Annotated in this window: 28 protein-coding genes; 17 read left to right on the top strand and 11 right to left on the bottom strand. The window is 37.7% G+C overall.

Translation table 11 applies throughout. From position 1 onward, the window contains the following. Positions 1-14 precede the first annotated feature (14 nt). Positions 15-704 (top strand): glycosyltransferase family 2 protein, encoded by a 690-nt coding sequence (locus AB7942_RS20535; RefSeq protein WP_369448319.1) that lies wholly within the window; start codon positions 15-17, stop codon positions 702-704. Positions 705-784: 80 nt separating this feature from the next. Here the strand turns inward: AB7942_RS20535 and AB7942_RS20530 are convergent, their stop codons facing one another. The 3 genes from AB7942_RS20530 to AB7942_RS20520 form a co-directional block, all read right to left on the bottom strand. Continuing rightward, a complete protein-coding gene (locus AB7942_RS20530; RefSeq protein ID WP_098929957.1) occupies positions 785-973 on the bottom strand; it encodes a YfhD family protein in 189 nt (62 codons plus the stop codon). A gap of 129 nt (positions 974-1,102) precedes the next feature. Beyond that, positions 1,103-1,237 carry a YfhE family protein gene (locus AB7942_RS20525; RefSeq protein WP_082797355.1) on the bottom strand — a complete coding sequence of 45 codons (135 nt, stop codon included), beginning with the start codon at positions 1,235-1,237 and terminating at the stop codon, positions 1,103-1,105. 121 nt (positions 1,238-1,358) lie between these two features. Beyond that, positions 1,359-2,267, bottom strand: a complete 909-nt coding sequence (locus tag AB7942_RS20520; RefSeq protein ID WP_369448318.1) for a TIGR01777 family oxidoreductase — start codon at positions 2,265-2,267, stop codon at positions 1,359-1,361. A gap of 76 nt (positions 2,268-2,343) precedes the next feature. Here AB7942_RS20520 and recX point away from each other — a divergent pair, with 76 nt between their 5' ends. After that, positions 2,344-3,159 (top strand): recombination regulator RecX, encoded by an 816-nt coding sequence (gene recX, locus AB7942_RS20515; protein ID WP_369448317.1) that lies wholly within the window; start codon positions 2,344-2,346, stop codon positions 3,157-3,159. An 8-nt stretch (positions 3,160-3,167) separates the two neighbouring features. Here the strand turns inward: recX and AB7942_RS20510 are convergent, their stop codons facing one another. Continuing rightward, entirely contained in the window at positions 3,168-3,845 is a 678-nt protein-coding gene (locus tag AB7942_RS20510; RefSeq protein WP_369448316.1) for an SDR family NAD(P)-dependent oxidoreductase, read from the bottom strand. 86 nt (positions 3,846-3,931) lie between these two features. Here AB7942_RS20510 and AB7942_RS20505 point away from each other — a divergent pair, with 86 nt between their 5' ends. Continuing rightward, positions 3,932-4,258 carry a YfhH family protein gene (locus AB7942_RS20505; protein ID WP_088085861.1) on the top strand — a complete coding sequence of 109 codons (327 nt, stop codon included), beginning with the start codon at positions 3,932-3,934 and terminating at the stop codon, positions 4,256-4,258. Between the two features lie 57 nt (positions 4,259-4,315). Here AB7942_RS20505 and AB7942_RS20500 read toward each other — a convergent pair whose 3' ends face one another. Continuing rightward, positions 4,316-4,492 (bottom strand): small, acid-soluble spore protein K, encoded by a 177-nt coding sequence (locus AB7942_RS20500; protein ID WP_088085862.1) that lies wholly within the window; start codon positions 4,490-4,492, stop codon positions 4,316-4,318. Positions 4,493-4,619: 127 nt separating this feature from the next. Between AB7942_RS20500 and AB7942_RS20495 the strand changes: the two genes are divergently transcribed. Beyond that, positions 4,620-4,889: a YfhJ family protein gene (locus tag AB7942_RS20495; protein WP_369448315.1), complete on the top strand. Its 270-nt coding sequence runs from the start codon at positions 4,620-4,622 to the stop codon at positions 4,887-4,889. 27 nt (positions 4,890-4,916) lie between these two features. On the opposite strand, the gene AB7942_RS20490 is transcribed toward AB7942_RS20495, so the two are convergent. Beyond that, positions 4,917-5,897, bottom strand: a complete 981-nt coding sequence (locus AB7942_RS20490) for a metal-dependent hydrolase (protein WP_369448314.1) — start codon at positions 5,895-5,897, stop codon at positions 4,917-4,919. A 125-nt stretch (positions 5,898-6,022) separates the two neighbouring features. Between AB7942_RS20490 and mutY the strand changes: the two genes are divergently transcribed. Beyond that, positions 6,023-7,123 carry an A/G-specific adenine glycosylase gene (mutY, locus tag AB7942_RS20485; RefSeq protein ID WP_369448313.1) on the top strand — a complete coding sequence of 367 codons (1,101 nt, stop codon included), beginning with the start codon at positions 6,023-6,025 and terminating at the stop codon, positions 7,121-7,123. A gap of 27 nt (positions 7,124-7,150) precedes the next feature. Here the strand turns inward: mutY and AB7942_RS20480 are convergent, their stop codons facing one another. Continuing rightward, a complete protein-coding gene (locus AB7942_RS20480; RefSeq protein ID WP_369448312.1) occupies positions 7,151-7,375 on the bottom strand; it encodes a hypothetical protein in 225 nt (74 codons plus the stop codon). Between the two features lie 114 nt (positions 7,376-7,489). Here AB7942_RS20480 and fabL point away from each other — a divergent pair, with 114 nt between their 5' ends. From fabL to AB7942_RS20455, 5 genes are all read left to right on the top strand, one after another. Further along, a complete protein-coding gene (gene fabL, locus AB7942_RS20475; RefSeq protein ID WP_088085867.1) occupies positions 7,490-8,239 on the top strand; it encodes an enoyl-[acyl-carrier-protein] reductase FabL in 750 nt (249 codons plus the stop codon). Between the two features lie 75 nt (positions 8,240-8,314). Beyond that, entirely contained in the window at positions 8,315-8,629 is a 315-nt protein-coding gene (locus tag AB7942_RS20470) for a gamma-type small acid-soluble spore protein (RefSeq protein ID WP_369448311.1), read from the top strand. A 149-nt stretch (positions 8,630-8,778) separates the two neighbouring features. Beyond that, a complete protein-coding gene (locus tag AB7942_RS20465) occupies positions 8,779-9,036 on the top strand; it encodes a YgaB family protein (protein ID WP_369448310.1) in 258 nt (85 codons plus the stop codon). Positions 9,037-9,239: 203 nt separating this feature from the next. Then, a complete protein-coding gene (gene ntdP, locus AB7942_RS20460; protein ID WP_088085870.1) occupies positions 9,240-9,770 on the top strand; it encodes a nucleoside tri-diphosphate phosphatase in 531 nt (176 codons plus the stop codon). Positions 9,771-9,856: 86 nt separating this feature from the next. Further along, positions 9,857-11,623 (top strand): ABC transporter ATP-binding protein, encoded by a 1,767-nt coding sequence (locus AB7942_RS20455; protein WP_369448309.1) that lies wholly within the window; start codon positions 9,857-9,859, stop codon positions 11,621-11,623. Between the two features lie 14 nt (positions 11,624-11,637). On the opposite strand, the gene AB7942_RS20450 is transcribed toward AB7942_RS20455, so the two are convergent. The 3 genes from AB7942_RS20450 to AB7942_RS20440 form a co-directional block, all read right to left on the bottom strand. Further along, on the bottom strand, positions 11,638-12,711 hold the full coding sequence (locus AB7942_RS20450) for an FUSC family protein (RefSeq protein WP_369448308.1): 1,074 nt from the start codon (positions 12,709-12,711) through the stop codon (positions 11,638-11,640). Positions 12,712-12,940: 229 nt separating this feature from the next. Then, positions 12,941-17,410, bottom strand: coding sequence for a glutamate synthase-related protein (locus AB7942_RS20445; protein ID WP_369448307.1), 4,470 nt, complete (start codon positions 17,408-17,410; stop codon positions 12,941-12,943). Between the two features lie 321 nt (positions 17,411-17,731). After that, a complete protein-coding gene (locus AB7942_RS20440) occupies positions 17,732-19,027 on the bottom strand; it encodes a glutamate-1-semialdehyde 2,1-aminomutase (RefSeq protein WP_369448306.1) in 1,296 nt (431 codons plus the stop codon). Positions 19,028-19,186: 159 nt separating this feature from the next. Here AB7942_RS20440 and AB7942_RS20435 point away from each other — a divergent pair, with 159 nt between their 5' ends. The 6 genes from AB7942_RS20435 (at position 19,187) to perR (ending at position 23,661) form a co-directional block, all read left to right on the top strand. Beyond that, complete coding sequence (locus tag AB7942_RS20435) at positions 19,187-20,194, top strand: ABC transporter ATP-binding protein (RefSeq protein WP_369448305.1); 1,008 nt, start codon at positions 19,187-19,189, stop codon at positions 20,192-20,194. After that, positions 20,195-20,986, top strand: coding sequence for an ABC transporter permease (locus AB7942_RS20430; protein WP_369448304.1), 792 nt, complete (start codon positions 20,195-20,197; stop codon positions 20,984-20,986). A gap of 3 nt (positions 20,987-20,989) precedes the next feature. Continuing rightward, positions 20,990-21,775 (top strand): ABC transporter permease, encoded by a 786-nt coding sequence (locus AB7942_RS20425; protein ID WP_098929927.1) that lies wholly within the window; start codon positions 20,990-20,992, stop codon positions 21,773-21,775. 71 nt (positions 21,776-21,846) lie between these two features. Then, positions 21,847-22,245: an ion channel gene (locus AB7942_RS20420; protein WP_098929924.1), complete on the top strand. Its 399-nt coding sequence runs from the start codon at positions 21,847-21,849 to the stop codon at positions 22,243-22,245. A 79-nt stretch (positions 22,246-22,324) separates the two neighbouring features. Further along, positions 22,325-22,795: a thioredoxin-dependent thiol peroxidase gene (bcp, locus tag AB7942_RS20415; protein WP_369448303.1), complete on the top strand. Its 471-nt coding sequence runs from the start codon at positions 22,325-22,327 to the stop codon at positions 22,793-22,795. A gap of 428 nt (positions 22,796-23,223) precedes the next feature. Continuing rightward, on the top strand, positions 23,224-23,661 hold the full coding sequence (gene perR, locus AB7942_RS20410) for a peroxide-responsive transcriptional repressor PerR (protein ID WP_335712806.1): 438 nt from the start codon (positions 23,224-23,226) through the stop codon (positions 23,659-23,661). 112 nt (positions 23,662-23,773) lie between these two features. Here perR and AB7942_RS20405 read toward each other — a convergent pair whose 3' ends face one another. Beyond that, the gene (locus AB7942_RS20405) at positions 23,774-24,118 is read right to left on the bottom strand and encodes a YgzB family protein (RefSeq protein ID WP_369448302.1); all 345 of its coding nucleotides are present in this window, start codon (positions 24,116-24,118) and stop codon (positions 23,774-23,776) included. Positions 24,119-24,270: 152 nt separating this feature from the next. On the opposite strand from AB7942_RS20405, the gene AB7942_RS20400 reads away from it, so the two are divergent. Further along, positions 24,271-25,146: a nucleotidyltransferase-like protein gene (locus AB7942_RS20400; protein WP_369448301.1), complete on the top strand. Its 876-nt coding sequence runs from the start codon at positions 24,271-24,273 to the stop codon at positions 25,144-25,146. Positions 25,147-25,452 lie beyond the last annotated feature (306 nt).

The following is a 25,452-nucleotide window of genomic DNA, read 5'->3' as shown; positions in this document are numbered from 1 at the left end:
AAAGGAGTGAAAGTGTGGTTTCCATTATTACATGTACAATAAGAGAAGAAAATATCAAAAATGTTTTCAAAAATTATCAACAGCAATCCTGGAAGGATAAAGAACTGATTATTATCTTAAATAAGGATTCTATGAATATTGATAGATGGATCAAAAAGGCAAGGAAATATCGTAATGTCCAGATTTATCAGCTCCACGAAAAAGCAACCTTAGGTGACTGCTTAAATTTTGGGATTATGAAAGCAAGTCATGATATTATTGCAAAATTTGATGACGATGATTATTACGGGCCTGACTACATTAAAAGTTCGATGGATGCTTTTAAAAATAAAGATATTTCTATTATCGGAAAAAGTTCTTTATATATTTATTTTAAAAATAAAAAAGCGCTGATCCATGTATCAGGTAGTGAGAATTCAATCACAGACACTGTTGCTGGAGCGACATTAATATTTAGAAAAGACGTGTTCCAACAAGTTCAATTTGAAAAAGTAAATCGAGCGGAGGATTACTTTTTCATTGATCAATGTAAAGAGAAGGGCTTTAATGTCTATTCTACTGAACGTTTTCATTTTGCAGTCATCAGACATGATACCGAAAAACATACATGGAAGATTGCTGATAAGGATCTTATGGAATGGGGAGAATTAATCACCTATACAGAAGATTTCCAATCACTAGTCTCAAAAAAAGCCGCGATTTGAGGATCGAGCAGTGGCTCGCTTTTCCCTCTTTATCATATAAAAAAGAAGCAGGCTGCCCTGCTTCTTCTTTTTGGCCTAAATCATTTATTTCTTTTCGTGTTTACACGTTGATTAGCAGCATTGGCACGTGCGAGTGCCTCAAGATCTGCATGGTCTGCAAATTCTGCAGAATATTCAACGTCATTTCCATCAGTTATTTTTAGGTTCTTAGGTGTTTGTGGAAGTGAGCTTTTGTTACTATTACCAGTTCCATTATGCATACGACCCATTACTAAAAACCCCTTTCAATGTTAACTTTCAGGAGCCGAATTGCTCCCTTTAATATCATTTACAATTAGAAAGGTAACCATGAATGGAAAATACTTCAGCAGAGCCATTTGGTCGTAACTGTGGTCTAACTAGAGTCTGGTTTTTTTGTCGTGGTATCCGCCTGCACGGTCCGCCATTTTAAATTCCCTTTGATAAGATACTTCCTGCATACTGGTTAATGAGTATTTGCCTCGGTCCTTATCTTTTTTCTTTTTTTCCGCCATTTTGCTCATTCCTTTCAACATTTTTTTAGTTAATCGTCATCAAGCTATGTGGTAAAAAATTAAAAGCACGTTATGTACTTATTTCCATTTTTACCTTTTAAGAAAGGAATGATACTATTTTTTAAGAAAATATATTTTTCAATGCCAAATGTAAATCGGAATACTTAAATTGATAGCCGTTTTCTAAAAGCTTATTCGGGAATACCCTTTGTCCATCAACCACCAATGTGCTCATTTCACCAAGCAGCAGACGAAGTGCAAAACTTGGGACCGGGAGCCAGTGGGGGCGGTTTAATACTCGGGCAAGTGTTTTTCCAAACTCAGTCATCGTTACCGGTTGCGGTGCAGTGAAATTGATGGGTCCATCCATTTTTTCATTTTCGATAATAAAGGATATCCCTAGGACCACATCCTCAATGTGAATCCATGACATCCACTGACGTCCATTTCCAATGGGACCACCGATAAATGATTTATAAGGGATTGCCATTTTTTGAAGAGCCCCTTGGTGTTTATCAAGGATGATTCCGAACCTGCAAAAGACAGTACGTATCCCTAATTGGCTGGCTTTTCCAGCTTCGATTTCCCATTGCTTAACTGTATCGGCCAAGAAATCATTCCCAAAGCCATGGTTATCTTTTTCAGTAAAAATTTTATCAAAGGATGTTCCATAAATCCCAATTGCACTTGCATTGATCAGTGCCTTTGGTTTGGTGTCTAATTTATTTATAATGGCTAGCAGTGCATGAACAGACTCTAAGCGACTGTTTAGGATCTTTTCTTTTCTTTTTACCGTCCAACGTCCACTATTAATCGATTCGCCTGCAAGGTTGATAAAAATATCAGTATCTTGGAGTTCATGAATGGGGCTTGAACTATCACTTAGCCACTCGACGTATCGAATTCCATCAGTACGATTTGTCTCAATCGATTTTCTTGATAAAATAATTATCTCATGATTGTTTTTCAACAGGTGTTTGGTAAGTGCTTGCCCTACAAAGCCTGTTCCGCCTGCAATCGTTATTTTCATTTTTTCCGCCCCCTTTTACGTTTAATCTTACAATAGATAATGAGGAATATGGTAAAGTATTGATGAGGTGAATAACGTGGCCATTATAACAAAGATCACCACACAACAGAAAACTCAGGATCGATTTAATATTTTTATGGATTTCGGTAAGGGTAAGGGTGAGGAATTTGCCTTTAGTGTCGACAGTGATGTTCTAATCAAATTTCAATTAAAGAAAGGAATGGAGCTTGATGATTTTTCCTTTGTGGAAATTCAGTATCAAGACGACATTCGCAAAGCATACAATAAAGCCATCCATTACTTAGCTAGAAGAATGAGATCGGAAAAAGAAATAAAAGATTATCTTGTATTAAAGGAAATAGATGAACCTGTCATCAATGAAATTCTTCATAGATTAACTGCACAGAAATACATAAATGACGAGGAATTCGCGTTGGCCTATGTACGAACCCAAGCGAATACCACTGATAAAGGTCCTAATGTAATTAAAATAGAATTAAAGGAAAAGGGAATAGTAGAGGGAATTCTCAACCATGCACTAAAGGAATATCCTCTCGAGCGACAGATTGAAAAAGCCACCAAAATAAGCTCAAAGTTTTACGAAAAGAATACAAAGGAATCATTAAAAATTCAAAAACAGAAACTTGAGAATCTGCTCCTTAGAAAAGGTTATCCATATGAAGTCATTAATATTGCTGTTAATGATGTCGGGATGAACAACGAGATGGATGAGGAAATGGAGGCAATCAGATTCCAAGGTGAGAAGGCCCATCGAAAATTTAGTAAATACAGTGGCTTTGAATATGAACAAAAGATGAAACAAGCATTATATCGAAAAGGGTTCCCGATCGAACTCATCGAAACATACTTATCAGAAAGTAAAAAATCATGACAAAAGCATCATGATTTTTTACTTTCGATAATAATGGAATCTTGATCCATTTGTTCGATAATCATTTCGGCAACTTCCCTTGGTGAGCGGAAACGGGAGGTATCTTTGACATGGTCACTATTATCCCAAAATGGTGTGTCCATACCGCCCATATACACCGCGTTAAATTTAATCCCTCTCCCTTCGTATTCTTTCTGCAGACTCTCTGTAAAGCCTCTAATTGCAAATTTACTGGCCACATAAACCGCTTCATTCACTTTTCCACGCAAGCCTGCTGTTGAAATAATATTCAAAATACGTCCTTCCGAAGTCTTTAGCAGTTGAGGTAAAATTGCTTTGGTCATTAAAATAGTCCCTGAAACATTTGTGTTGATCATTTCAGTAATGTGATGTTCATTCATTTCCACAAATGGACCGAAATGCCCAACTCCAGCATTATTAACTAATCCGTATATATTATAGGTATGACTAATTTCTTCAGCTTTTTTCGAAACATCTTTCGCATTTCCAATATCTATAGAGAGGATATCAGCACTTCCTCCATTTGTTTCAATTTCTGCTTTTGTAGTTGTTAATTTATCAAAGTTCCGCCCTGTTAACAAAAGGTGATAGCCTTTTTGCGAAAAGAGATGCGCTAATTCTTTTCCTAAACCAGAGCCTGCCCCAGTAATAATGATCGTTTTCATTTTAAAATCTCCTTTGTATATTAGTTCATCCTTTATTTATTATATTATAATATACTAAAATGAGGTTATAAGGGGAGTGAATTCAAATGCAACAGGAGAAACGCTACAGTACCATGTCAGAACATGAATTAAGACAAGAAATTGGCATGCTCCAAGAACAAGCCAGAAAAGCAGAACAAATGGGAATGGTCAGTGAGTTTGCCGTGCTCGAACGAAAGGTTCAAATGGCGAGAGCATACCTGATTGACCCTCATTCGTTTAAACCTGGAGAAATTTATGAAATAGACGGGGACCCAGGACAATATTTTAAAATTGATTATATGAATGGTGTGTTTGCTTGGGGTTATCGACTTGCAGGAGAGGGAAAAGAAGAAGCGTTGCCAATCTCATTATTGAATCAGCCAAAAAAATAATTGGACAAACCAGAGAATAAGACCTCTGGCTTGTCTTGTTTTTACAAATCGGAAGGTTTATTTATAAACCTGTGGCGACTCATCATCGCGCTCACCTGAAGCACGCATCCGCTCTTGTGGATGGGTATTAATCGTGCCATCTGCTCTTTTTGAAGCATATTCTGCTTTTGCTCTTGGCTCTCCCTCGAACTTGTTATTATTTTGATTTGGGAAATTCGTTGCTTTATTTCTCATGCTGGACCTCCATTAAGGGAATGAGAACACGTGAAAAGCAAAGCATTCTCAATGCTTACCACGTAAAGATAGTATCTGCTTTTTTAAAATAGGTTATGTTAAAAGAAATTGGCAATGAGGTGGATAAATGAACGATTATCATGAAAGATTAACAAAACTGCTTTTAGCTAAAAACGATCAACTCTCCAATAATCAGGCACGAACCTGGGTTGAACTTCTTTGGGATGATTTTGAAACCACTTATGCAAAAGCAGGCAGGGAATATATGGGCAGTGAAGTAGCAGAAAGAATTGTCAAGCAATGGATAGAAAACTACGGTGATAAACTGCATGAATTTGCAGCAACAAACTCAAAATACAAGGATTATTTAAATCAGGATAAAAATAGCTTAAACTAAAAAAGCGAGTGACAAAGTCACCGCTTTTTAACTTGGAATGATACTTAATTTCTTTCGTAATTTCTTCTCACTAAACACCCACCCTGTATACGAGCTAATTGGATTTAAGTTACAATCTAATTGAACAACGGCCACAAACGGATAGTGTCCATTGCTCCGATAGCGTAAATCAATAAAGCGAACTTCGTAAAAATCAATAAATTCATCGACTTCCCAGCGATAGACTGGTGAAAAGGATAAAAATGCTGAAAGGTTTTTATCCTTTTTTGCTGCCTCGATTACGGGTGTTTTCGGAACGGGTATTCGATTAAAATGGTCTAAGATTTCAACTTTTGTATTTACTGCTTTTCCCACAAAAAATTGTTTCTTGTTCATGGCAGCAATTCTCCATTGATGAAACCTCATGGTTGGTGCAATAATTATTTCTGTTGCATCGGGAATTATTCTTTTAACCTCAACCAATACCCTTTTTTTCGCCCTAAAACGAGCAAGATAGTAAGCTATAATGACTGCATACATTATCAAAAAGGTATAACCTGGATTTGCTCCTAATACCCAAATAACGATTCCAATGATATGGATCCCAAAGATAATCGGGTCAAACGTATTTATAACCCCTAGAGCAACCCATTTTGTAGAAAAAGGTCTTAGAGCCTGCGTACCGTAAGCGTTAAATATATCAACAAATACATGGATAAAAACAGCTGCAAATGTCCAAGCCCATAAATGAAAAAGATTGGCATCAGGAAAAAACGGATAGATAACGGCTAACAGTATGAGCGGCCACAATATTACAGCGGGAATAGAGTGGGTAATCCCGCGATGATTTCGAATGTATATAGCATTATTTCTTAGCTTCAAAACGGTATCAATATCAGGTATTTGCGACCCAGCAATGGTTGCAATTAAAACACTTGTCGTGGTCGCGTGGCTACTTATTACTGCGGGATCAAGTGTAGCAAGACCACCAAGAGCAATACCCATGACAACATGAGTTCCTGTATCCAAAAGGAAATCCTCCTTCAATATAGTTCTTGTAAAACTAAACAAATTGAATTATCGTAAAACAAATACATTACTTATTATATTGCCTTTTTTCATTCTTGTTAACAACATCTGGAGGAACAAAAGTTATGATAATTGAACTAAAGAATATAGAAAAAATCAATATAGCTGCTTTTCAAAATGATTTAATATCCTGGTTTAAAAGAGAACAACGGGACTTGCCGTGGCGAAAAGACCAAGATCCATACAAAATATGGGTCTCAGAAATTATGCTCCAACAAACAAGAGTTGATACAGTTATCCCCTATTTTAATCGCTTTATTGAATGGTTTCCCACCATTAGAGACCTTGCCGAGGCAGAGGAGGATAAAGTGCTTAAGGCCTGGGAAGGGCTGGGATATTATTCAAGGGTTCGAAATTTGCAATCAGCTGTTAAGGAAGTAAGCGAGAAATATAGCGGTGAAGTGCCAAATACCCCAGAAAAGATAGCTGAACTAAAAGGGGTGGGACCTTATACAGCTGGTGCGATTTTAAGTATTGCTTATGGAATTCCAGAGCCGGCTGTGGATGGAAACGTGATGAGGGTTATTTCAAGGGTCCTTTCCATCTGGGAGGATATTGCCAAATCATCTTCGCGGAAGATTTTTGAAAAAGCAGTGCGACAGTTAATTTCACATGAAGACCCTTCCTCTTTCAACCAAGCATTAATGGAATTGGGAGCGTTAATTTGTACACCCACTTCTCCTTCATGTTTATTATGTCCAGTTCGAGAACATTGCCAAGCTTTTGATGAGGGAGTTCAAAATGAACTTCCGATAAAAACTAAAAAAACCAAGATACGAAACGTTCAACTTGCTGCTGCTATCCTTTTGGATGGAAATGAGAAGGTATTAATTCACAAGAGGCCGGCAACTGGACTGCTCGCAAATTTATGGGAATTCCCTAATGTTGAGATCCATCACCCCTTACAAAATGAACGGGAGCAGGTAGCGGACCTATTTCACCATTCACTTGAGATAAACATAAAACTCGAGCGAATTATAGGGCAACTTGAACACACCTTTTCGCACTTGGTCTGGAATATTAAAGTATATTCAGGTACGTTAAATTCTGTCTTTCAAGAAAGTGAAGAATGGAAACTTGTTTCATTCGAAGAGATGAAACAATTTGCTTTCCCTGTATCCTCTCAGAAGATGCTCAAAATATTTCACGAACACCAAAAGGAATGAACGCCTTATTCAAGCGGCGTTCATTTTTCAATCATATACCGTTTTCGTTCCATGTGTATAATCTGCTTCTGGACGATTGATTCCGCCGCGATTCTCAATTTCTTCAATAATCTCTCGGTGAATCGTTTGTCCTTCGCTATTTAAATATGGAGTAATTTGCTGAAATGAGTGATGAAAAAAAGCAAGCTCACTGTTTTCCCAATCAGATTTAGCCATCATTGAAAGCTCTGTCATATCCCGTCCAACATACATATTTTCTACTTCCTTTCATAGGTTATTTATTCCTTAGTGTTTTATAATAATTGTCTTCTATTCGTGGAAAAGTTAAAATGATAACAATACTTGAATATAGAAGGGAATAGTTAGATGACTCAGAAAGTAGCACTCATTACAGGAAGCAGCAGGGGAATCGGTAAGGCAACAGCATTACGTTTGGCAGAAGCAGGATATGATATTGTTATCAATTATGCAAGAAGTAAAAAGGGTGCTCTAGAGACTGCCGAGCAAATTGAGGCATTAGGGAGAAAGGCATTAATTGTAAAAGCAAATGTTGGCGATGTTGCTAAAATTAAAGAAATGTTCGTGCAAATTGAGGCAGAATTTGGCCGCCTGGATGTGTTTGTCAATAATGCAGCATCAGGAGTTCAGCGTCCAGTAATGGAGTTAGAAGAATCCCACTGGGATTGGACCTTAAACATAAATAGTAAAGCCTTGTTATTCTGTGCACAGGAAGCAGCAAAATTGATGGAAAGAAATGGCGGGGGGAAAATTGTCAGCATCAGCTCTCTCGGTTCGATCCGCTATTTAGAAAATTACACGGTCGTAGGAGTCTCTAAAGCAGCGCTTGAGGCCTTGACAAGATATTTGGCAGTTGAGTTAGCTCCGAAAAATATTGTTGTAAATGCGGTCTCAGGCGGCGCTGTCGATACGGAAGCATTAAAGCATTTTCCAAACCGTGAAGAACTTTTACAAGAAGCAAAAGAAAAGACTCCTGCTGGAAGAATGGTCGAAATTGATGACATGGTTAACTGTGTAATGTTCCTTTTATCTGATGATTCAAGCATGATAAGGGGACAGACTATTATTATTGATGGTGGAATTTCATTACTTGTTTAAATTATTTTTAAATAATATTTTTTGCGGATAATCTCCACGAAGCATGGTTACATTATATTCGTGGAGGTGATATCAATGGCAAACTTCAATCAACAGCCAAACAAAACTTCAGCTGGAACTAACATCCAGGAAGTAAAACAACAAAACGCTCAATCTCAATCTGCTTCTGGGTCTGCAGGTCAATTTGGAACTGAATTTGCGAGCATGACAAGTGCTGCTGAAGTAAAAAAACAAAATGCTCAATCTGCTTCAGCTCAAGGCTCTCAAGGGTCCCAAGGCTCATTCGGAACTGAATTTGCAAGCGAAACTAACGCTGCTGAAGTAAGACAGCAAAACCAACAATCTCAAGCACGTAAAAACCAAGGTAATGGCCAATTTGGTCAAAGCTAATAATAGTATGCAGAAGGCACTCTAGAATCGTATAGAGTGTCTTCTTTCTGTTTCGACAAAACTTCTCTTAAGGTTACATATGTTGTCAAAGGAGAATCAGTATTGTTCGAGAATACATATTAGATACAACTATTAAGGTGGTGAGGGAAATGGATCATTTTAACCGATTAGTTTCCGATCAAATGGTGACGATGGAAAAATTACTATACCTTCAAGGAGAACTTGAACGTTGTCAACAAATCGAAGAAGAACTACAAACATTGCAGGATGCTACAGACCTTGAAAGTGTTCAAGCTGATATCCGACTGATGAAAAAAGAGTTGAAAGAGATCCAGACCATTTTTGAAAAGCAGACAGAAGAGGTAATTAATTCCTATCGGGAAATCAACCTAACAGCATCTTTTTAGGTGAAAAAACCAAGAATATCTAAAAAAATTCGCAAATTTTTACAAAGAGCCATCGAAATATGGCTCTTTTGTTTTAAAATCTGTTCCCAACCGTTATAATAATAGAAAATAGGAATTGTACTTTGTTGCCTTTTGTCATTATTTATTTATATATTGTTAAGAATAGGTTACAAAGCGTTCAGGAATGAAGGTAGGGGAGAAACATGGGCGTACCCATCGAAGGTGAACCAATGCAAATACATAGTTATAAGCACAATGGGCACATCCATCGCGTCTGGGAAGAAACAACCGTTTTAAAAGGGACACAAAATTTGGTGATTGGAGGCAATGACCGAACACTTGTGACAGAATCAGATGGCAGGACCTGGATAACAAGAGAACCAGCTATTTGTTATTTTCATTCACAATATTGGTTCAATGTGATTGGAATGATCCGTGAGGATGGTATCTATTATTACTGTAATATCAGTTCACCATTTATCTTTGATGGCGAAGCACTAAAGTATATTGATTATGACCTTGATATAAAGGTGTTTCCTGATATGACCTTTAATTTATTAGACGAGGATGAGTATGAACGTCATCGCCGGGAAATGAATTATCCAGCACCTATCGATCAAATCCTAAAAAGGAATGTTGACAAGTTGATTCAATGGATTCGGCAGCGGAATGGCCCTTTTGCACCAGATTTTATCGATATCTGGTACGAACGTTATTTAACATACAGACGTTAGATGGCAATTAGAAATATATGCGCCTGTTGATTTGATCAACAGGTTTTTATTTGCTTATTAAAGAAAATTCCGAAAGGAGGACCAATTTGAGCAGTATTCGCAAGTATCTTCAATTTGTAAAACCATACCGTTTGCAAGTAATTGGGACAATTATCATTGGAGTAATCAAATTTTCCATTCCATTAATGATTCCGATGCTGATTAAATATGTTGTTGATGACATTGTTGGAAGTCCTACCCTATCTCACGGTGAAAAAATGGATAAACTGATGTTCATTATGGGTGTAATGATAGTAATCTTTGTCATCGTGAGGCCGCCAATCGAATATTATCGGCAATATTTTGCCCAGTGGACGTCCAGTAAAATATTATATGATATTCGGGATACGATGTACACACATATCCAAAAGTTAAGCTTTAGGTATTTTTCAAATACCCGTGCTGGAGAAATTATATCACGAGTCATCAATGATGTTGAGCAAACGAAAACATTTGTCATTTCAGGATTAATGAACCTTTGGCTGGATATAGCCACAATTATTATTGCAATTATTCTTATGTTTTCTATGAATGTTAAGCTGACGTTTGTTTCGATTTTGCTGTTTCCACTCTACGCCTTCTCGATTAGATTTTTCTTTGGGAATTTACGGAAATTGACACGTTCGCGCTCCCAGGCCCTAGCCGAAGTCCAGGCCTATTTACATGAGCGGGTGCAAGGGATGCCCGTAATCAAGAGCTTTGCGATCGAAGACTATGAACAAGGCCAATTTGATAAGCAAAATAAAAACTTCTTAGAAAAGGCATTACAGCATACAAGCTGGAATGCGAAAGCCTTTTCGGCAGTTAATACCATTACGGATATTGCCCCATTAATAGTCATTGGTTATTCTGCTTACCTCGTCATTCAAGGTCAACTATCACTTGGGACAATGGTTGCGTTTTTTGCCTATATTGATAAACTTTACAATCCATTAAGAAGATTGGTTAATTCTTCCACCACTATTACTCAATCGTTTGCATCTATGGATCGGGTATTTGAATTTTTGGATGAGAAGTATGATATCGTGGATAAACCTAATGCAAGAGAATGCAGCGAGGTACACGGGGACATTTCGTTTGAGAATGTTTATTTTTCTTATGAAAAAAAAGAGGAAATGGTTTTGACAAATATTACTTTAGATGTAAAAAGGGGAGAAACGATAGCGCTCGTAGGAATGAGCGGCGGCGGGAAATCCACACTTGTTAGTCTGATTCCCCGTTTTTACGACGTGACCGAAGGAAGCATCACTTTAGACGGGGTAGACATCCGTCAATTTAAGGTTCAAACTCTGAGAGACAAAATTGGTGTGGTTTTTCAGGATAATATTTTATTTAGTGAATCGGTTATGGATAATATTTTATTAGGAAAACCAGGTGCTTCTGCTGAAGAGGTATACATGGCTGCAAAAGCGGCCAATGCCGATGAGTTTATCTTAAACCTGTCAGAAGGGTATAACACCAAGGTAGGCGAACGCGGGGTTAAGCTTTCTGGAGGTCAGAAACAACGAGTTGCGATTGCCCGTGTCTTTTTGAAAAATCCACCTATCTTAATTCTTGACGAAGCAACCTCTGCACTAGATTTAGAGAGTGAGCATGCTATACAAGAATCACTCAAGGAGTTAGCAAAGGATAGGACTACCTTTATTGTTGCACACCGATTGTCAACGATTACTCACGCAAATCGAATTGTCCTGATTGAACATGGTCAAATTGTAGAAGTCGGAACACATGACGAGTTGATGGAGAAAAAAAGAAATTATTATAAACTTTTTCAAGTGCAGCAGTTAGAACAAAAAGAAACCGAAGCAGAGTAATTTGCTTCGGTTTTTTACATACTTTCTTCGTCGATCGAGACTTCATTATGATGATACGAATGGAAGCTTGTAATCAGTGTATCAAGATGTTCTACCTGTTCACCGTAATCAATAATCGACGCAACAATTTGCATGGTATGATAATGAAGTGGATTATCATGGTCGGTAATTTCTTGCTGGTGGAGTAGAAATAAATCAAATAATTCCTTTTTATTTAAGCAGATCGTATTTTCAGAATTGGCAGGAGGGTTTGGAATTTTACCAATAAATCTAAGCATGAGCTGTTCATGATGGTAAATTAGGCAGTCTAATTGTTCCTGTATCGATTGTTGGAATTTTTCTGGAAGGTGTAATAATTCATTCTCAAAACGATGAAGTCTTTTTAAAGTATCAAGTGCCTTTTTTGCTGCAGAATGCATTTGCCGATAAATAACAAGCTTACGGGATTTTTCCAGACTATTTTTCTTAAAATAACTGCGTTCTTCTTTGTACATACTGTAGAACTGGCCCATTTGAATGATATTCTCTTTTAATTTATCAATATCTGTTTTGAGAAGATTATGATCAAAGTCATGCCTGGTGCTTAAACGGATCCATCTAATAATTTCTTCCGTTGTGCTAGTCATTCTAAAATAAAGTTTATTTTCATACTTTGGCGGCATAAATACTAGATTGACTAAAAATGCAGAAAAGACCCCAATCATGATGGTAGAAAAACGGATCCCGGCAAATGGTATGAAATCGCCACCTGGTGTTTCCATTATGGATATTAACGTAACAAGTGATAAACCAATTGTATTTTCGAGTTTAAGCTTTAAATTAATGCCAATCACAATAATAGCAGCCAAGCCAATGACAATAATATGATTTCCTAACAGAAGTACAAAAACCACTGCAAGTAAAGCACCAATGATATTTCCTTGAATTTGTTCAATGATTGTTAAATAGGAGCGATAAATGGTCGGTTGTATCGCAAATATGGCAGCAATGCCGGCGAATACCGGTGAGGGTGAATGTAATAACTGACCTAAGTAAAGGGATAACACAATAGCAATTCCCGTTTTTAAGATGCGGGCACCTAACTTCATTCCAAATAGTTTCCTTTCAAAAATAAATATATAGTTTATGGCAGCCCCAGGTAACAGTTTTACATCGAAAACAGAACTGGCGCTTTTTCAATCAGCAATAAGTTACTATACATTGATTATCATATATTATCAAGAGAAATAATATGAATTTATTTTTCATTTGTTACAGGAAAATGTCATATAAAAAAACGCCCGCTAGAGCAGCGGACGATACTATTAGTATTCTTGATCATTCTGTTGATACAGCTGGATCAGCTTGTTCTTTGACAGGAAGAACCTGCACAAATTGTTTTTCAAGATCAGTTAAAAGTACACGAAGTTGATTAGCTTCGTCAGCCTGACTATTCTGTTCAAGCAAGTCAGTATACTTGGTTAATAGTTCGTTAATATCCTGTTTGCCTTTTTCGTCTAGATCAACAACTGAAACCTTAGCTCCTTTTGCAATCCTTCTTTGAATGGCTTCTTTCGTTAATCCCATCTCAGGCTGCTGGCGAATATAGATAACCCCGCCCGTCATTCCTGCACAAATCCATGGTCCTGGGTCTCCCAGTACAAGGCCGCGGCCATTAGTCATGTATTCAAAGGCAAAACCTTTAATATTAGCATTTGAACCAATGTTACCTGCTTCTTTTTCTGGAAGTGGCTTCTTAACAGCACCGCCAATAATTAAGTCAGCACCTGAAAGTCTAATCCCTGCGCGTGCGTCGGCATTTCCTTGTGCAACAAGAAGCCCTTTTTGAGCACCATATCCAAACCCTTTTCCGACGGAACCGTTGTAATAATTGCCATCTTTACCCTTGGATTTTAGGATATAGATATTTCCACCAAAAGAAGTCTTTCCGACACCGTCCTGACCTCCGCCATTCACAGTGATGTCAATTCCTTCACTATTATAAGCACCCAAACCATTTCCAGGAATGGAACCACCCTTATATTTAAGTTGTACGGATGGAAGTTGCTTGTATGAACCATCAAGTCTTCCACGAACACGGTGACATGAAACACGGCTTCCTAGCACACGTTGTTCCGAAGTGACACTTGCAAATTCGCGAGATGAGTGTAACTGATCGACACTGCCATCAAGATACTCTGCACCCACTGCAACCTGCATTTGAACTTCTTCAATTGATTTAGATGCTTCTGTTTTTGCAAATTGGCTAATTTCTAGCGGCTTTAACAAATAGGAGAGGCTAAGCTGGCCTTGGCCTTTCATTTGCTCTAATAAATCAGAACGTCCAACAGCATCCTGTAAATTGCGAATACCAACCGATGCTGCAATTGTCTTCAACTCTGTCCCAAAGGCTGTGAAGAGATTCATAATTCCCTGCACTGCTAATTCTAATTGGCGTGGAACAAAACGTCGTAAGCCATGCTCTTTTGCTTGTGCTTCTGATTCAATTTGTGTCGCGATACCAACATGACAGGTGTCTAAATGGCAACCACGGCAAGTCGTACAACCAATTGCCAGCATTGAAAGTGTACCGAAACCAACTCGGTTTGCACCAAGGAGCATGATCTTCATAACGTCCATGGCACTCTTCATACCACCATCAGCCCAGATTTCTACTTTATGGCGAAGGCCGCTTTCAAGTAGGGCATTATGTGCAGCTTTTACACCAATTTCTACAGGTAAACCAACATGCTGAAGGGCATGTATTCTGGCAGCACCAGTACCGCCATCGAAGCCGCTCAAGGTGATAATGTCTGCACCAGCTTTGGCAATACCGACAGCAATCGTTCCGATATTCGGTACAACTGGAACTTTAACAGCAATTTTTGCTTGATCGTTTGCCGTCTTTAATTCAAGAATCATTTGTGCTAAATCTTCAATTGAGTAGATATCATGGTTGTTTGATGGTGAGATCAAATCAGAACCAAGTGTTGCATTACGTGCTTCTGCAACCTTCGCAGTTACCTTTGAACCTGGTAAGTGACCGCCTTCACCAGGCTTAGCGCCTTGCCCAATTTTGATTTCTAATAGATTCGAAGAGTTAAGTAGTTCAGCATTTACACCAAATCTTCCAGAGGCAATCTGCTGACCTCTTGTTTTTGGATATTTGCCAAGCATATCTTTGATTTCTCCGCCTTCACCATTTAGGCTAATCATGTTTAACCGGTCTGCTCCTTCAGCATAAGCTCTGAATGCTGTTTCATTCTGAGAACCAAATGACATCGAAGAAATAAGAAACGGTAAATCATGGTCCCCAACACGAAGATTAACCTCATCAGGTGAGAGAGATTTATGACTCTTTTTAAGTTGAACTAAATGGCGAATCGTTGTTGGATTCTCTGTTTCTTGTTCTGAGATTTTATCACGATAACTACTGTAGTCACCAGTAGCAGCCACTTCACCAATGGCCTTCCAAATACGTGGGAAGAGATGGAAAGTCTTTCCGACTCTTTCCTTTTCATTATGGTAATCCTCTGCTCTAGACAAAGCATCCATCTTCATCGCTTCAAAATCAGTCTCAAGTTCCTTCGAGCCAAAAAAGTTAACGATGTTTAATAGGCTAGCGATTTCCTCATGTAATCCGATACTTGAGAAAAGGCGACCGTAACCTCTCAGTTCGTGAATGCCTATTGTTGAAATTACTTTTTCCAATCCTTTTGTCAAAGCAATATATAGATTGGTTAAAGGCTTAGTTGTCTCGTCTAGAACCGTTAAGAACATGTAATAAGGACTAATTAAATCAGCACCTAATCCAAAAGCAGTGATAATGTCATGAAGTGATCGTATAGCCCCAGAACGTAGAACTAAAGAACAATCCCTTCTTATTTCTGCCTTAACTAGTGCTTGATCAATCGCAGATGTTACTAAGTGCGGGTCAATCCAATAGGAATCTTCTTGGTGTGCTTTTGCATCATCAAGAACAAGTAATGTTTTTCCAGCCTGAACTGCTTGGACTGCCTCATTTGCAAGTCTTTCTAATGCAAGCTCCAACTTTTCTTCTTTTTTGAAGGTCGTAGATATAAAGGTTACTAACTTTTGTTCCTGAAAATGGTGGACAACTTGATCAAAACTTGGCTGATCTAAACTTTCGGATAGGCTGTAGCCTGCTTTTCCTTCCAATAACAGAGGAGTTGTAAGTTCGATTACAGTTTCACTATTTTCTTTATTGAATAGGGTTGGACGCTTACCAATAATTACACGTGTGGAAAAGTGTTCTGTTTCACGGTCTCTATCAATAGCAGGATTCGTTACAACGGCAACACTTTCTTTAAAATAATCGGCAATATTTTTACGCTCTGGGTTAAGCGCAGCAAGTGGGGCATCGTGACCAAGTGAACGAATTGGTTCCACACCTTTTTCTGCCATTTGTTCGATTAATTGGATATGATCTCTTTCCCAGCCAAAAGCTTTATATTGTCCATTATGGATTTTGTCAGGATAATTCATCGTAACTGTCTTTCCTAATGAAGGAGGAAGCAAACGTACCCTACCCTCACTGAAATTTAACTTTTCAGAAAAACGGGTATAGACCTCATTCTGAAAACGAGCTTGTTCAAATACTTCTAACGTTTCACCGTTCCATTTAAAGCCAACCTTTTCACCTGGTGCTAAAGGCTTCGGATCGTTCGTATATTCGCTTGAAGAAATGATTCCTGGTTCTGAAGAAAACAGATAAGAACTATCAATTTCTAGCATCCAAAGCGGACGAAGGCCAAGAGCATCCACACTAAAAACTGCTTCATCACCAAATCTAGAAATAATACCTGCAGGTCCTTGGGCAAAGTGTCCCCATGCTTCCCTTAAATAGGTATATAGATCTTGGAGATTTTCAGGGTATGCCTTAATTTCATTGATAATTGGCGGGAATAAAACATCCATTGCTTCAAATAATGAAAATCCTTCACGGCAAATTAATGTTTCCATTGTACGGCTTAAATCTTGGGAGTCACTGCCATCTTTGACAAGTGGTACACCAATCATTTTTGCTTCATCACGAAGCTTTGCAATGGTATTAATCTCCCCATTATGTCCGAGAACACTAAACGGCTGTACCCGGAAAAAGCTTGAAAGTGTATTCGTAGAATAGCGATTATGTCCGAGTGTCATGGTTGAAGCAACAAGTGGATTCGCTAGGTCATAATAGTAACGTGGAAGAATATCCCCAGCTCCCATTACCTTATAAACCACATGGTTCTGACTTAGTGAAGCCACATGGACATGCTCGTTTGTTTCTAAATCAACTAATGTATCGAAAAGGGATTTTGATAATTCCTGACCTTTTTTTGTGGAAAGACAGGCAAATTGCCAAAAAACAGGGTTTTCCTGAATGGCAATGGGACCAAGTGCAGAAGTGTCCGTAACCTTATCAGTTTCATAAATTAAATCAAAGTCGTATTTCTCCAACTTCTTAATTAATTCTTGTTTGGTAGTTTCCCAGTTTACCTTTTGACTAATGAAAACATGACCAACAGCAAATTCTTCTTTTTCAGCTAGTGATGGTTCCTGGCCAGCCTGAAGCAATTTTTCCTTCCAAAGCTCGACAGGGATATCGGTATGAATGCCAACGCCATCGCCTTCACCGTTAATAAAACCTGCGCGATGATTCATTGTCACAAGAGCGTCTATACAATCAAAGATATTTTTTCTAGTTGGGCTCTTAGTTTTTTCAAGGCATGCGACAATCCCGCAGGCATCGTGTTCTTGTTTATGGAAATCTTTGAAAAGGGAAGGGGTCCATTTTTGTGTCATCTTATTAGGCTTTAGCAGATATCTGCTAAGGCCTCTTTCACCTCCTATGAAACTTAAAGTTTGAGAATATAGTGTTTGTAGTTAGATTTCGGTTGTTACTTTAACGAGGTATAAAGTTAAAAAGTATATCTAAAAATAATAATATAATAGTATCATAAGAATTTTCAGAAATCAAATAAATATGCAGTAATTTGGATAAGAAAATAGTGGTTAAATGGTGTAGGATAAATGAGAGAACATCTTATTGTAAACGTTTTCATGATGATTTTATAAAAAAAAGGAAGTGATTCCCACTCCCTTTTGTGCATAAAATGTGCATATTTATTCGTTAGTAAGTGAGGAAAATGCATTTCTTACCGCATGTAGTGTTGCTTCAACATCTTCTTCAGTATGAGCGATTGTCAAGAACCATGCTTCATATTTGGATGGAGCAAGGTTTATTCCTTGATGGAGCATATGTTTAAAGAACTTTGCAAATGTTTCACCGTTTGTGTTTTCAGCTTGTACATAGTTTTCGATTTTTTCATTTGTAAAATAAACAGTTAACGCACCCTTCAAACGATTAATGGTAATTTGAATATTATTTTCCTTAGCTGCCTCTAAAATTCCTTCTTCAAGCATCGCACCTAAACGGTCTAAATAGTCATAAATTCCTTCTTGTTTTAAAACCTCTAGACAGGCGATACCTGAAAGAATGGAAGCGGGATTACCTGCCATTGTCCCTGCCTGGTAGGCGGGTCCGAGCGGTGCAACGGTTTCCATAATTTCTTTTCGGCCACCGTAGGCACCAATGGGAAGACCACCACCAATGATTTTACCTAACACGGTTAGATCTGGCTGGATGCCTAATAAATCTTGAGCACCGCCGTACATAAAGCGGAAGGCCGTGATGACTTCATCATAAATCACAAGTGCGCCTGCTGCATGAGTAATATCATTCACTTCCTGCAAGAAACCTGGCTTTGGTTCAACAATCCCAAAGTTACCGACAATGGGTTCCACTAATACTGCTGCGATTTGGTCGCCCCACTTAGCGATTGCCTCTTTAAATGGTTCGATATCATTGAAAGGTACCGTTATCACTTCTTGAGCAATACTTTTCGGAACACCCGCAGAATCTGGAGTGCCTAATGTAGATGGCCCCGAGCCTGCTGCAACAAGGACGAGGTCTGAATGACCGTGATAACAGCCTGCAAATTTAATAATTTTATCTCTTCCAGTGTAGGCACGAGCAACTCGGATCGTTGTCATCACGCCTTCCGTTCCTGAGTTTACGAAACGAACTTTTTCCATAGAAGGAATTGCTTCTTTTAACATTTTCGCAAATTTCACTTCATGAGGTGTTGGTGTACCATAAAGGACGCCGCTTTCTGCTGCACGTTTGATTGCCTCTGTGATATGTGGGTGGGCATGACCGGTAATAATGGGCCCATATGCTGCGAGATAATCGATATATTGATTGCCGTCGACATCCCAAAAGTAAGCACCTTGTGCGCGCTCCATTACAACCGGAGCACCTCCGCCAACAGCTTTATAAGAACGTGAGGGGCTATTAACTCCACCAACAATGTGTTCAAGTGCTTCATTATGTAATCTTTCTGAATTAATAAATTTCATTTTTTTCCTCCTTAAATTGCTTCTTACCTATTTTATCACTTTTCTTCACTCACTTAATCTGTTTTCACTTTTGCGAAAATTAATGGGGTACTTGATTGTTGTTTTATCAACCTCAATTGGCTAAACTAATTCTTTAGGGCATTGTTTCGGGAGGTAAAAATGAAAAATGTGATTGAAGTCAAAAATTTACGAAAAGAGTTTAAGTCATATTCCAGCAGGTCAGGTTTAAAAGGGGCGTTTCGGGACTTACTAACAAGAAATTATAAAGTTGTTCCGGCTGTAAATGATATTAATTTTACAGTGAAAAAGGGTGAAATGGTCGGTTATATCGGTGAAAACGGTGCTGGGAAATCAACTACGATTAAAATGCTTACAGGAATTTTAACGCCCTCTTCAGGGGAGATCACAGTAAATGGAATGAATCCTCATAAAGAACGGGAACGATTTGTTCAAACCATTGGAGTTGTTTTCGGACAGCGTTCGCAATTATGGTGGGATATTGCTGTTCAAGAATCCTTTCGCCTTTTGAAAAAGGTGTATAAGGTATCAGATGCAGATTATAACAGCCACATGAATCATGTGATACAAACATTAGATATCGAGCCGCTCTTAGATAAGCCTGTGCGCAAATTATCTCTTGGCCAAAGAATGCGGTGTGAGCTTGCGGCTGCATTGATTCATAATCCGCCACTATTGTTTTTGGATGAACCGACTATCGGCTTAGATGTACTCGTTAAGTTGAAGATTCGTGATTTTTTAAAAGAAATCAATGAGAAATATCAGACGACAATCCTCTTAACCACACACGATTTAACCGATATTGAGGCATTATGCGAGCGGGTGATTATGCTCGATGAAGGTAAGGTTATTTATGATGGTGCGCTTAAGAATCTCCAGGAGAAATGGGGCGAAGGGAAAGAACTTCAGTTTCAGTTTCTTGAGAAGGTTGGAATTTCTGCCGTGAAAAATCTTACCAGCGGAATGCCTGTTAAGTGGGACCTTGACGAAAAAGAGCAAATCTTTACCGCCACACTTGAAGATAATGATGAACTTATTTCACAAGTAATTGCCAAAGTAGTAGCTGCATTTAAAATTAAAGATATTAAAATAAACGAAACATCTACAGAAGAAATCATTCGAAATATTTATGAAAAGGGTGCAGTATAAGTGGAGAAATACCTTGAAATGATTAGAATCCGCTTTTTAATGATGCTTGCATACCGTACCAATTATTACACCGGAATTCTAATCTATAGCATTAACATTGGGGCATATTATTTTTTATGGTCGGCGATCTATGGTTCTAAGGAACATATTGTTGGTTTATCTGTCACTCAGATGACCACATATGTAGCGGTCTCCTGGATGGCTCGAGCATTTTACTTCAACAATCTTGATCGTGAAATGGCATTAGAAATTATGGAAGGTAAAGTGGCTATTGAATTAATCAGGCCCTATAATTATCTTGGTATGAAAACGATGCAAGGTCTGGGGGAAGGGATTTTCAGGTTATTCTTTTTTTCTGCACCGGGAATGATCATTGTTTACTTCGTCTTTCCTATTAAATTTACCTGGGATCCAAGTGTCTGGGGATTGTTTGCGCTCTCCATCCTGTTAAGTTTTTTTATAAATACGGAACTGAATTTATTAACTGGGATTACTACTTTCTTCTTATATAATAACTCTGGGCTAATTCGGGCAAAACGTGTCGTTATTGATTTGTTTTCAGGGCTGCTACTGCCGATTAGTTTTTTTCCAGGCTGGGCACAGGGTGTGATGAAATTTCTTCCCTTTCAAGGAATCAGTTATTTTCCCAGTATGATTGTTACTAAAGGTTTTTCCCATACCCAGGCACTTGAAGCAATTTCACAACAATTTGTTTGGGTAATCATATTATTTTTTCCAATCCAAATTCTTTGGATTTTGGCGAAGAAACAACTGATTATTCAAGGGGGGTAAGAGTTGTTTTACATATCTATGTTTTTTCAATATATATCTCAATATTTAAAAACGAGACTTCAATATCGAGCAGATATATTTGTAGAGTTTTTCTCTGATTTACTATCACAAGCAATAAACCTTATTTTCATATTGGTCGTCTTTGGACATACCAATTTGTTAAATGGCTGGAACAGGGATGAAATCATATTTATCTATGGATTTTTTCTAGTACCTTCCGCAGTCTTTTCTGCCTTCTTTAACATTTGGGATTTTAATGAGCGCTATATCGTAAAGGGGGAGCTGGATCGTATCTTAACAAGGCCGATACACAGTCTCTTTCAAATTATCCTTGAACGAATTGAATTGGAATCATTGTTAGGGGCATTAACAGGACTTGCTGTCATGTTTTATGCGGGTAGTCGATTGGGACTGGAAGTCCATTGGTTCGATCCAATCTTATTTATTGTTTTTGTCCTTGGTGGGGCATTGGTTTATGGTGGAGTTTTCATCATGATTGCCTGCATTAGCTTTTGGGCAGATGCGCGTACATCTCTTATGCCGATGATGTACAATATTAGCAACTATGGCAGGTACCCAGTTAATATCTATAATAAACTAATTCGTTTTGTACTAACATGGGTGATGCCATTTGCCTTTGTTGGTGTTTATCCTGCTGCCTTTTTCCTTGGAAAAAAAGAATGGTTTTGGTATTCGTTTTTAACACCTGTGATGGGAGTTGTTTTTTTCGTACTTTCCGTAATGCTATGGAATCAAGGGGTAAAAAAATACCGAGGTGCGGGCAATTAACTAGAATTTGATATTTTATTGGTCAAGCGTGCATAGAAATTAAATACCAGATGTTAAAATAGAGGTGGTCTGTGGTGTTTTTTTTCTTGCTTCCAATCGTCATCTTTTGCATCTTTATGAGTTTACGGACGCTTTTTATTCCAAATACCGTAAAAGGTAAATTGGTATCAATTGATAATTTTTTGTATTTAGGTTCTGTGTATTTGACTGTCATTATTGGTTTTGGTCTTATTTATTTGCTTTTTGAGTTAATCGGAATGTCATTGTTGATAGAGGTAAATAATCAAAACAAAAATATTTTTGAAACAAGCTTTTACTTTAGTGCAATGACCTTATTTTCAGTTGGGAATGGCGATGTCATTCCACATGGGATTGGAAGAATCCTTACCGTTACAGAGGCGTTGATCGGTTATACACTACCTGCTGCATTTGTTGCCCGCGTTGTTTTTGATCGGGAAAAAGTAAGTTAGCGATGCAGGATAGTTGTTTTGTCAGCTAGGGTTTTGCTACGCTAACGATAAGGAATAATTTACAATGGGAGTGGTAGGGATGACAGTTGAAATCGGAATGAAAGTACCGAATTTTGAGTTAGAAGCTAATAATGGAGAAACAGTAAATCTTTCAAAATTTTGGGGCACAAATGTTGTAATTTATTTTTATCCAAAAGACATGACTCCAGGCTGTACAACCGAAGCATGTGATTTTCGGGATCAAATTCAACAATTTACTGAGGTAAATGCCGTGATTTTGGGAGTCAGTCCGGATCCGGTTGACCGCCATCAGAAATTTGTAGAGAAATATGGTTTACCATTTTTGCTACTTGCAGATACGGAACATCTTTTAGCGGAAGCATTTGGAGTTTGGAAGTTAAAGAAAAACTTTGGGAAAGAATACATGGGTATAGAAAGATCTACTTTTATTATTGATAAGGAAGGCAAACTCGTCAAAGAATGGAGAAAGGTCAAAGTTAAAGGTCATGTAGAAGAGGCTTTATCTTACATACGAGAACAGTTAAGCTGATCTGCATACTGAAGCCTATTTTGTACAGAAAAGGCATTTGTCCAATGCAAGAAACGTAAGATTGAATATCATTTTATTAGGGCATACCTCCTCAGATAAACTTTGGGTCCATAGTGGCCCCTTTTTTTATGGAAATAAAAAGGATTTCTAAATTTCAATTTAAATAAGCATATATGGGATTTATCATGAAATAAGTTCTAGGTTTGGACTTGCGGTGAGTCATTTAATAATGAAAATTTTCAAGAGAAAGAAATAATTGATAATATTTATCATAAAATACAAACAAATCTTTTTTATGTGGGGGCGGAGCTTGCTACACCATAAACATTTCCCTTTAATGAGATAACAATATTGACAAAAGTACAAATTACTTAGTAAAATTAATTATAACAATTATAATCTAAGAATACTTTTTAGAAAGAAGGTGCATGGCGATGAATCATTTAAAAGAAGCGTTGGATACCTTAAAAGAAACAGGGGTACGGATTACTCCGCAGCGTCATGCGATACTTGAATATTTAATAAACTCGATGTCACATCCTACCGCAGATGATATATATAAAGCTCTAGAGGGAAAATTCCCTAATATGAGTGTGGCGACAGTTTACAATAATTTACGAGTATTTCGTGAAGTGGGTCTAGTGAAGGAATTAACTTTTGGAGATGCCTCCAGCCGTTTTGATTTTGTAACATCCCATCATTATCATGTGATATGTGAGAAGTGTGGGAAAATTGTTGACTTTCTTTATCCGGGCTTAGATGAAGTGGAGCACTTAGCATCGCATGTAACCGGCTTTAAAGTCGAGAATCATCGCATGGAAATTTACGGTTCTTGCCCAGAGTGCGCAAGTAAAGAAGTGCATTAAATAGGAGGGCGGCTGATTTTTAAAAAATCAGTCTTTTGCTGCAAATAAAAGAGGAAGAAGTAATCCATGGCAGCTATTCTGCAGATTGGTTTACTTCTTCCTCTTTTTATTTTTAGGATTTTTTATTATAGGACTCATCGAATTCCTTGCCTATTAAATTAGGGTCAAGGGTTAATGGCTCACGACAATACATACACATATCCACTCTACCAAGCATTTTAGTATGCTTACCGCAGTTTGGACATTTTACTTGGATGGTTTTTGTAGAAAGCATTCCAATCCAAAAATAAACAATAGTACTGGCAATAATAAAAAGAAGGCCCAAAATCATAAAAATGGTCATAATAAGTGGTGAAGATCGAAAAAAGATACCACCATACATAACAATGAAACCAATGAAAATTAACGATAATGCAAAGGTACGAATTTTATTTATTTTACTCGAATATTTTGCCATGTAACTCCCTCCTAGAGAAAACTATACCATATTTATAAACAGAAAAGAAAAATCTAGGTAGAAGAATGTCGAAATTTGTCTTTGAATAAAGAAGGAGATTTATTTTCCTTGTCGAACTTATATTGCTACCTGAAAAAAATGGAGGAATGAAGATGGAAGACATCCTTCGGCCTATTTATCAAGAAAGGGCGAGCCAATTAAATACCCTTGGAGTATTAATGGTACAAAAAAAACAAAAGTTAAGCCACATAACAGATTCATTTGATGAAATTCTCTTAGTTCTTGTCAAAGAAGCGGATCAACCGCTATTCATTAAGCACTATACTTACTACGATAAAAAGGCAGCAATGCATATCATCACAGAAGCGCAGTTGCAAGAGTGGTTATTATTAGGATCGAATCGGAAAATATTTGAATGGCTTCATGAGGCAAAAATCATTTTTGATCGAAATGAATACGTAGTCAATTTAAAAACGGAATTGCGAGAATTTCCTTTTAACGGACGCAAAATAAAAATGGGTTTAGAATTTGCCAAATTGATTCGGCGATATGTGGATGGAAAAGCTTTGTTTGAAGGTCATCAGTTTTTAGATGCATACAACTATGTTGTCCATTCGCTGCACCATCTTGCCAGGTTAGCCATATTAGAAAATGGACTCCATCCAGAACTGACTGTTTGGAATCAAGTAAAACAGATTGAACCAGAAATTTATAAACTATACGAAGAACTTGTCTATAGCGAAGAAACGCTTGAGAAAAGACTTGAGCTGCTGTTCCTTGCGAGCGAGTTCATGATCCATTCGAGAACAAATATTGGGACAGTCCATTTGTTAGATATTCTTAGTCGTAAGGAAATTTGGATGTTTAATGAAATTATGAGTGAAGAAGAGTTGATCCCATACTCAGTCGATTTGGGAGTGCTTCTTGAATATTTAATTGATAAACATTTGATAGATGTAGTTAATATTGAAACGAAGGGCCAAGGGGTTTTTCATAGAGGTTATCGACTCAATAAAAAATTATCGTAAAAAAGCAATAAAACCTATTGACCTTTTCGTTGTTACTTGGTATATTAATAACCGTCGCTGAGAAACAAACTAAATGATTTTTTCGTAAGTGGCGGTTTTAAAAAAAGTTATTGACACTTTCAAACGCTTTGTGTTATATTAATAAAGTCGCTTACGAGCGAATGAGAAATTGATCTTTGAAAACTAAACAAACAAAATCGTGCAAACAAACAAAATTTTTAGTTTCAAATAAGAAACTAAGCCAACGTAACAAATGAGCTAATCAACTTTCTTGGAGAGTTTGATCCTGGCTCAGGACGAACGCTG

It is taken from the genome of Neobacillus sp. BF23-41, assembly GCF_041106275.1.
This window is presented reverse-complemented; position numbering and strand designations above follow the sequence as displayed.

Coding starts and splice junctions, on each gene's coding strand:
- AB7942_RS20530 (WP_098929957.1), bottom strand. CDS start 973: ATGGGTCGTATGCATAATGGAACTGGTAATAGTAACAAAAGCTCACTT.
- AB7942_RS20525 (WP_082797355.1), bottom strand. CDS start 1,237: ATGGCGGAAAAAAAGAAAAAAGATAAGGACCGAGGCAAATACTCATTA.
- AB7942_RS20520 (WP_369448318.1), bottom strand. CDS start 2,267: ATGAAAATAACGATTGCAGGCGGAACAGGCTTTGTAGGGCAAGCACTT.
- AB7942_RS20510 (WP_369448316.1), bottom strand. CDS start 3,845: ATGAAAACGATCATTATTACTGGGGCAGGCTCTGGTTTAGGAAAAGAA.
- AB7942_RS20505 (WP_088085861.1), top strand. CDS start 3,932: ATGCAACAGGAGAAACGCTACAGTACCATGTCAGAACATGAATTAAGA.
- AB7942_RS20500 (WP_088085862.1), bottom strand. CDS start 4,492: ATGAGAAATAAAGCAACGAATTTCCCAAATCAAAATAATAACAAGTTC.
- AB7942_RS20495 (WP_369448315.1), top strand. CDS start 4,620: ATGAACGATTATCATGAAAGATTAACAAAACTGCTTTTAGCTAAAAAC.
- mutY (WP_369448313.1), top strand. CDS start 6,023: ATGATAATTGAACTAAAGAATATAGAAAAAATCAATATAGCTGCTTTT.
- AB7942_RS20480 (WP_369448312.1), bottom strand. CDS start 7,375: ATGTATGTTGGACGGGATATGACAGAGCTTTCAATGATGGCTAAATCT.
- fabL (WP_088085867.1), top strand. CDS start 7,490: ATGACTCAGAAAGTAGCACTCATTACAGGAAGCAGCAGGGGAATCGGT.
- AB7942_RS20470 (WP_369448311.1), top strand. CDS start 8,315: ATGGCAAACTTCAATCAACAGCCAAACAAAACTTCAGCTGGAACTAAC.
- AB7942_RS20465 (WP_369448310.1), top strand. CDS start 8,779: ATGGATCATTTTAACCGATTAGTTTCCGATCAAATGGTGACGATGGAA.
- ntdP (WP_088085870.1), top strand. CDS start 9,240: ATGGGCGTACCCATCGAAGGTGAACCAATGCAAATACATAGTTATAAG.
- AB7942_RS20450 (WP_369448308.1), bottom strand. CDS start 12,711: ATGAAGTTAGGTGCCCGCATCTTAAAAACGGGAATTGCTATTGTGTTA.
- AB7942_RS20445 (WP_369448307.1), bottom strand. CDS start 17,410: ATGACACAAAAATGGACCCCTTCCCTTTTCAAAGATTTCCATAAACAA.
- AB7942_RS20440 (WP_369448306.1), bottom strand. CDS start 19,027: ATGAAATTTATTAATTCAGAAAGATTACATAATGAAGCACTTGAACAC.
- AB7942_RS20435 (WP_369448305.1), top strand. CDS start 19,187: ATGAAAAATGTGATTGAAGTCAAAAATTTACGAAAAGAGTTTAAGTCA.
- bcp (WP_369448303.1), top strand. CDS start 22,325: ATGACAGTTGAAATCGGAATGAAAGTACCGAATTTTGAGTTAGAAGCT.
- perR (WP_335712806.1), top strand. CDS start 23,224: ATGGCGATGAATCATTTAAAAGAAGCGTTGGATACCTTAAAAGAAACA.
- AB7942_RS20405 (WP_369448302.1), bottom strand. CDS start 24,118: ATGGCAAAATATTCGAGTAAAATAAATAAAATTCGTACCTTTGCATTA.
- AB7942_RS20400 (WP_369448301.1), top strand. CDS start 24,271: ATGGAAGACATCCTTCGGCCTATTTATCAAGAAAGGGCGAGCCAATTA.